The following is a 6,829-nucleotide window of genomic DNA, read 5'->3' on the forward strand; positions in this document are numbered from 1 at the left end:
GGGTTGCTCGAGATCCGGTGGCGGGTCGGTCGGGCATTGCCGCCATGGATTCGGCCTGGTCTCGATCAGTGGGCGGTGTCGAGGTGGCGGGATTTCCAGGTCAATGTGTTCGCGCGGTGAGCGCGGCGCGAGCGGGACCACAGGCGTAGATAGGCGGCGATGGAGACCGGGTGGGCCAGGGCGGCAAGGATATCGGCGCGGGTCAGTGGGCCGCTTTCGAGTGAGCGGGCGAGTAAGCGGCCGGTGACCGCGGCGCTGTAGCCGAGGAGACCGGCGGCGCGCACCCGGCCGTGACCGGCGACGGCGGCCAGCGACGGTACCCAATAGGCCAGTGCTGCAATAGCTCCCACGGCTGCGCCGCCGCCGGTCGTGCCGCCGTAAGCCGACCACAGCCAGCGGGTGTAGCCCGCCTCGAGTTCCGTTGCGTCCCGGTACATTCGGGTCCGGGCGGCGCGACCCGCCGCGACCAGTGCAGTGCGGCGACCGGAACGGCGCAGGGCGCGAGCGATATCCAGATCCTCGGTGGGGCTGGCGGCCACCGCCGCGTGACCGCCGACGGCGTAATAGGCCGTGGCATCGAAGACGAGGAATTGGCCGCAGGCGACCACCGTCGATGGTCGGCGGCCGCGATCGGCGATCTCGATCGGCAGGCTCGCCGCCCACGACCAGCACAGCAGTGGCTGAACCAGCGCCTCGGCGACCGATTCGGCCACCTGGTACGGCCACGGCGATAACAATGCGGCCCGGCTCCGACGCAGTTCGGCGACTGCCGCGGCGATCGCGCGCGGGGCCAGCCGCACATCGGCATCGAGGAATATCAGCACCGCCGCATCCGCCAGCTCGGCCAGCCGAGCACAGGCCGCGGACTTCCCGGTCCAACCCGGTGCGGGTTCGGCCTCGGATCGGATCACCGTGAATCGCGGATCACCCGCGATCGCCGCCACCGCGGCCGCTTCGGTCCCATCACTGGACGCGTCATCGAGGATCAACACCCGCAGCCGCGGCACCCCCACCTGGCCCCGCAGATCATCGATCAGCTCGGGCAGCCGCCGCGCCTCATCGCGCGCCGGAATACAGATCGTCACGGGTTCGAGAACCGCCGTCGGCGCCACCGGCAGCCTGCGCACCGTCGCCCGATTGAACAACGCAATCCCACAACCGATCAGCGCGATTGCCGCACCATACGGCGTCGCGATCGCCAAGCCCTCCTTCAGCGCCTTCGCTGCCGTCATGGCCTTGCCGCCAAGGTGCGTCGAATGACGCCGTCGTCGGGCCGATCAGGCGCGCGCCACGTACTCGCGTTTCGTGTCGACGCGATCCACGCGTCCGGCGGCGTCATGATTCTCGCCTCGAGTGTCCTGGTCACGGTTGTGCCGTCGCGGTGTTCGGCATGGGGTATGCCATGGGCGGGATGCTCGGTCGTGCGTTGCGTTTCACTGCGCGTTGATGGCATCGCAATGCCCGTTCGTGCCGAGATCGCTGCCGCCGACTGCGACGTCTTGATTGTCGTCACAATCGTGCCGCCGTGGCGCTCAGCATCGACCGGGCGTTGGCGTTCGGTATCGAAACAACTGGGTGCGGGGTGAGGAATGTCAGCGGCGTACGAGCGAACGCCGGAGACTGCTCAAGGAGAAGTTGAATTCGGGGGCGCCGGGGGGTGCGGGGTTCCGGTCCATGTAGGCGATGGCGGCGATGATGGCGGCGACGGCAAGGGTGATGCCGCCGACGATTCCGGCCCAGCCCGCGAAGGAGCGGGTATTCGGGTCGGCGTAGCTGACCTCGGCGCGCAGCGTGGAGACATCGCCGGCCGGGAGCTTCCAAGAGACGGTCGAGTCGTCCTCGCGGTTGCCATTGGTTTTGGCGACGCGGGCCGGGAAGGCCACCGTGAACTGCACGTCCGACCCGTGCGGCGGAACGGCTTTCAGGTCGACCCGGCCGTTGAGGCTGACCAGGTCGCCGGTGCGCTGGAACGACAGATTGAACATGCCCTGGGTCTGATCGGAGAGTCCGCCGAGCTGGCCGACCTCGCCGAAGGACAGATCCTCGAAGAACACCTTGCTGCCGACATAACCGTCCTGGCTGTACGGCTCGACCCGCACCTTGGCGGCCAGCGAATCGGGCGCCTTCAGCTGCGGACCCTTGTCATTGGCGTCCGCGGGCACGACCGCGGCCACGATCCGGCCGGAGACCCGGTCATTGGACGACACACCCATCGAAACCTGGACCCGCAAGCAGCCCGCGAGCATGGGCACCAGCATTGCGGCCAGCAGTACTGCCGCCGCTACCCGCACCCTGGTCCGGGGTGAGCGTAGAACCGGGGCATCGGGGATCGCGGTGAGAGGACTCGGCTGCACGGCTCACATCGTGCCAGGCGGTCGACCCCGATTGCTACGCGACGGGCGGAACACGCGTCGGCCGAAGTTTCGGAGCTATCGCGTCCGCACCGTTTCATTCCCCCGAGCCCTGATCAACCGCACCAGCAGCGGTACACCGAGCACTCCCGACCCGACACACCCGTACCACGCCGAATACGGCAGATCGAGGAACACCGCATGGGCCAGCGTCGACCCCAGCCACGTCCACAGAAATACCGCGACCGGCACCAGTGCCTGCGCCGGAATCGGAAACCTGCGCCCCGTGCTGGCCTCTCGCATCCCCACAGTGCCTGTCCCCGCCACGCGGTCCAAGGCGGTCAGTAGCCCTGCCATCACCAGCGCCACCGCGAACCAACCCAGATAGTTCGTATACGGAATTTCATCGAGTCCGGGCAGACCCCGACCGGTGGCGCACCAACTCCATTGACCATCCGCCACCATCTGCGGGTCCAGGAACAGATCCCAGCCCACCGCGCCGACCCCCGTCAGCACAATCCGCCCGACCGTATGCCTTGTCAGCAGGCCAGCCACCACCCACACTGGGTACAGCCCGCCCGTCCAGGCCAGCGCGACCACCAATGGCACACCCGCCACCGCCGGTCCCAACCTGCCGTCGGCGTAGTCATAACAACCGAATGGGAATCCCGTTGCGGTACCGATGATCTCGGCAAGCAGCCCGAGCCCGGAGACGATCACCAGAAATCCCGCGGCATACCGAAACCCGCGCGTCGCCGCCGCGTGCACCAATGCCGTCCCCGCGGAAAGCAGCACCACCACAACGGTCACCCGATCGCGAGCGACGCCCGAGGACAGCGGATAGCCGATCTGCACGAGCACGAGCAGCACCGCGAACCCCGCAGGCACAAGCAATCGTGACGTCCATTGTGAGGACGCCCGCAAACGCGGAATCCGGAGCGCACTTGGGCGGCTCTCGTCGCGGCGGCGCGCACCAGAATCCGCGCCGGACACCTGGTGGGTGATCTCCGAATTCGCTGGGCCGGGCACGTGCACCTCGGGGCGTTCGACCGGCTCCGGTTCGGTGGACCCGGTCATCGCCTGCGCAGCAGGGGAAACCGGCTGCGGCGTCGATCATGCAGCACCAACCGCGCCGCACTGCGCCCACTCGCTCCGGACACCCCACCACCCGGATGCGTCGACGCCCCGGTCAGATACAACCCGGGCGCCCCCGGCACCCGCTGCCCGGACAGCTCCGGCAGTGGCCGCCACAGCATCATCTGATCCAGCGACATCTCCACATGCATCACATTCCCGCCGCGCAGCCCCAGCTCGCGCTCCAGATCGACGGGTGTCTGCACATGCCGCTGCAGCACACTCGCCGCGAACCCCGGTGCATAGGAATCGACTTCGGCGATGATCCGATCGGCCTCCGGCGCGGCGTGCGCGGCCCAGTCGCTCCCGTCGGCCAGCTGGTAGGGATGCCACTGCGCCCAGAGCGAGAGCTGATGTTCACCGGCCGGGGCGATGCTGGGGTCCAGCGCGCTGAAGCTCATCGCGAGTACCACCGGGCGCGGCGGTAGATCCCCGGCCGACGCCGCACCGTGCGCCCGGCGCAGCTGCCGCCGATCCGATACGAGAAACTGGAGGCCGTTGGCGGATTCGGCAGTCGAACTTCCGGGATAGCGCGGCAGCGCGCTGGTCGCGAGCCGCACCACCATACCGATGCCGGGACCGACCCGGATCCGCCGCTGCCAGTCATCGAGCACCGCACCGTCGAATCCGCCGTCCCGCAGCAGATCCAGTGTGGTCAGCACGTGCGCGCCCGCGATCACGGTGTCCGCGTCCAGATTTCGGCCCGAGGCGGTCGAAACCTGCCACCCCGTACCGACCTGGCGCAGGGCCGTGACCGCATCGCCCGTCGATACGACACCGCCGTCGGCACGCAACCGCGCGACCAATGCCGCTGTCAGCGCCCCACTTCCGCCGACGGCCCGGCCCGGCGGCAGCGTATGCATCAGCGCGGCAAATCCGACCATCGGCGCGGTTCCCGGTTCCGACATCGGCGGCCCGGACTGCGCCCCGAACCAGGCCAGCGACGCCTTGAGCCGCTCGTCGTCGAAATACGCATCCAGCAGTGCATCCCCGGTCTGCAGGAACTCCCGTGACAGCGCGCTCCCGCCGTCGCGCGCGTCGAGCCCCCAGAACGAGCGCAGCAGCCTGCCCGGCGTCGGCGTGCCGCCGAATGCACGCATCACCCGCGCCGAGCGCGGTCCCCAGATCTCCACGAAGCGCCGATACGCCGCCGCATCCCGCGCACCGCAGACCTCCGCGATTCCCGCGCAGGTGCGGTCGAGATCACGATGGAATACGATCGGCGCGCCGCCATCCGGTCCCGCGGGCGTGAAACCCCAAGGATCACAGTCGATATAGCGCAGCCCGAAGCGCGATAGCTGCAATTCCTCGATGATCCCGGTATGGCGCACCATGATGTGCGCCGACGAGCCGCGATCGACCAGATGGCCGGGAAATCGTTCGACCGTCGACACCGCGCCGCCGAGCACCTCGTCGCGTTCGAGTACCGTCACACGCTCACCGGCGCGCGCCAGATAGCACGCGGCGACGAGTGCGTTGTGGCCCGAGCCGACGACCACGACCGTCACAGGGGCAGCCGCCGCCCGAGAATTGCGAACGGCCTGGTATCCCCCGCGAAGACGAAATTCCGGATCACATCGGTGAATCCGAGTCGCCGATACAGCCGCCAGGCGCGATTGGCCTCGCGCTCCACCTCCGGTGTGGACAGCAGCACCGCGCTCTCGGTGCGATTCGCAAGCAGCCGCGTCAGCAGCGCACCGCCGATGCCCCGGCCCTGCGCCGAGGGGTGCACGTGTAGCTCGGTCAGTTCGAAATAGTCCGAAAGCAGTTCGCGCGCAGAGTGTTCCGGCCAGCCCGAGCGGCGCATCCCGCTGTGCACCTGCTGATGCCACCACTGGTGGGCGGCGCCGCGATAGCCGTAGGCGATGGCCACGATCGGCGCGGTCCGCAGGTCGATCTGCCCGGAATCATCGGGGATGACGGCGGCAACGGCCTGCCAGCCGGGCCGGGTGGTGTGCTCGGTCCACATCGGCGCCCGATGGTGTTCGGTGCCGTGCGGATATTCCATCGCCGCGACGTACACCGCCAGCGCATCGTGCAGCCGGGAGCGTAGCGCCGTGATCGGGAGATCGATGACGACGGGTGCGTTGGCGGGGGTGTGTTTGGGCTTGACGGCGGTCATGGCTCTCGTCGGTCCGCGGAAAGTTGTCGGTGGGTGTCCCTATATTCAATCTCAATTCAAACGTTCGAATACCTGTTCGATCCGCGCGGTGCTGGGAACTCGGCGCTCGCGCACAGGATAGGCCAGGTGGGCGGCGCTGAACGACTCTGAACGAACTCGGAGGGACGGCTGATGTCTGGTCGGATCGAACACCCGGGGCAACCCGGCAAGGCGGGCAAGCTGCTGCAGCGGGCGGATGGCTTGCTGATGCAGGCGGCGGGGGAGCGCGACCCGCGCGAACGTTTCCGGACCGCGTATCTCGCCGCGTTGCGCGGTGCCGGTGCGGTGCTGGCGTATACCGGGGCGGACGGCGCGCCCCGGGCGCGTTCGCGCAATGCGTGGGTACTGCTGCAGCGCGCCGCGCCCGAATTCGTCATGTGGGCCGACTACTTCAGTGCCCATTCGGAGATCAGGGCGGCGCTGGAGGCGGGGTTGGATCGCAACATCGATGATCAGCAGGCCGACGAGTTCTATTCGCGGGTGGGCGCATTCCTGCACGACGTCGAAGATCTGCTGAATGCCGGTGCTCGTTTGCGCCCCGCGCCGGGGTGGTCGGGCGGTATGACCGCTTAGTTATCGGCGAGTAGGTGGTACGGCACTGATCGAACTCGTATCATTGGTGGCAGATAGCCGACCTTGGCTATCTGTCGCCTACCCGGAGGCGACAGCCACGTCCTAGTGCCGGGGGAGGTACCGTGCCACTCTCCGAGCACGAGCAGCGCATGCTCGAACAGATCGAGAGCGCGCTCTATGCTGAGGATCCGAAGTTCGCGTCGTCCGTCCGCGGCGGACGCCTTCGCTCGACCTCGAGTCGCCGCAGACTCCAGGCCGCGGCCCTGTTCGTCCTTGGTCTGTTTCTACTGGTCGCTGGGATCGCCGCTCCGGTGAAGCTCGGCGACTTTCCGATCATCAGCCTGATCGGATTCATCGTGATGTTCGCCGCAGGCGTGCTGTTGCTGCTCGGCAGCTCCAAGGGCATCGCCAAGGGCGACCGGTCGGGCAATGCCCAATCCGGTGGCGCGAGCGGCGGATCGAGCGGACGTGGGCGACAGCGCAAGTCCGGTGGTTTCTCCGAACGCATGGAGGATCGGTTCCGGCGCCGCTTCGACCAGGAGTAGCGCGCTCGTAGCCGACATCTGCATATCGAATGCGCCGTCGCACCTAATAGGTGGGTAGGAGTTCA

Annotated in this window: 7 protein-coding genes; 2 read left to right on the forward strand and 5 right to left on the reverse strand. The window is 68.0% G+C overall.

The features are described from left to right. Positions 1–65: 65 nt before the first annotated feature. From ABZ293_RS33420 to ABZ293_RS33440, 5 genes are all read right to left on the reverse strand, one after another. Entirely contained in the window at positions 66–1,232 is a 1,167-nt protein-coding gene (locus ABZ293_RS33420; protein ID WP_355187255.1) for a glycosyltransferase, read from the reverse strand. 360 nt (positions 1,233–1,592) lie between these two features. Then, a complete protein-coding gene (locus ABZ293_RS33425) occupies positions 1,593–2,258 on the reverse strand; it encodes a DUF3153 domain-containing protein (RefSeq protein ID WP_355187270.1) in 666 nt (221 codons plus the stop codon). A 171-nt stretch (positions 2,259–2,429) separates the two neighbouring features. Further along, positions 2,430–3,428, reverse strand: a complete 999-nt coding sequence (locus ABZ293_RS33430; protein WP_355187257.1) for a carotenoid biosynthesis protein — start codon at positions 3,426–3,428, stop codon at positions 2,430–2,432. Continuing rightward, positions 3,425–4,993: an NAD(P)/FAD-dependent oxidoreductase gene (locus ABZ293_RS33435; RefSeq protein WP_355187259.1), complete on the reverse strand. Its 1,569-nt coding sequence runs from the start codon at positions 4,991–4,993 to the stop codon at positions 3,425–3,427. The genes ABZ293_RS33430 and ABZ293_RS33435 overlap by 4 nt, the downstream gene beginning before the upstream one ends. After that, positions 4,990–5,607 carry an N-acetyltransferase gene (locus tag ABZ293_RS33440; RefSeq protein WP_354958036.1) on the reverse strand — a complete coding sequence of 206 codons (618 nt, stop codon included), beginning with the start codon at positions 5,605–5,607 and terminating at the stop codon, positions 4,990–4,992. The genes ABZ293_RS33435 and ABZ293_RS33440 overlap by 4 nt, the downstream gene beginning before the upstream one ends. A 171-nt stretch (positions 5,608–5,778) precedes the next feature. Here ABZ293_RS33440 and ABZ293_RS33445 point away from each other — a divergent pair, with 171 nt between their 5' ends. Together ABZ293_RS33445 and ABZ293_RS33450 are read left to right on the forward strand one after the other, a co-directional pair. Continuing rightward, positions 5,779–6,219, forward strand: a complete 441-nt coding sequence (locus ABZ293_RS33445) for an SAV_6107 family HEPN domain-containing protein (protein WP_355187261.1) — start codon at positions 5,779–5,781, stop codon at positions 6,217–6,219. 122 nt (positions 6,220–6,341) lie between these two features. Further along, positions 6,342–6,764, forward strand: coding sequence for a DUF3040 domain-containing protein (locus ABZ293_RS33450; protein ID WP_354958034.1), 423 nt, complete (start codon positions 6,342–6,344; stop codon positions 6,762–6,764). Positions 6,765–6,829 lie beyond the last annotated feature (65 nt).

Origin of the sequence: Nocardia sp. NPDC005998, from assembly GCF_040614395.1 — a bacterium.
Taxonomy (GTDB): Bacteria; Actinomycetota; Actinomycetes; order Mycobacteriales; family Mycobacteriaceae; genus Nocardia.

What these genes read in the sequence shown, in the direction of transcription:
- ABZ293_RS33420 (WP_355187255.1), bottom strand. Translation starts at nt 1,232, where the DNA reads ATGACGGCAGCGAAGGCGCTGAAGGAGGGCTTGGCGATCGCGACGCCG.
- ABZ293_RS33425 (WP_355187270.1), bottom strand. Translation starts at nt 2,258, where the DNA reads ATGCTGGTGCCCATGCTCGCGGGCTGCTTGCGGGTCCAGGTTTCGATG.
- ABZ293_RS33430 (WP_355187257.1), bottom strand. Translation starts at nt 3,428, where the DNA reads ATGACCGGGTCCACCGAACCGGAGCCGGTCGAACGCCCCGAGGTGCAC.
- ABZ293_RS33440 (WP_354958036.1), bottom strand. Translation starts at nt 5,607, where the DNA reads ATGACCGCCGTCAAGCCCAAACACACCCCCGCCAACGCACCCGTCGTC.
- ABZ293_RS33445 (WP_355187261.1), top strand. Translation starts at nt 5,779, where the DNA reads ATGTCTGGTCGGATCGAACACCCGGGGCAACCCGGCAAGGCGGGCAAG.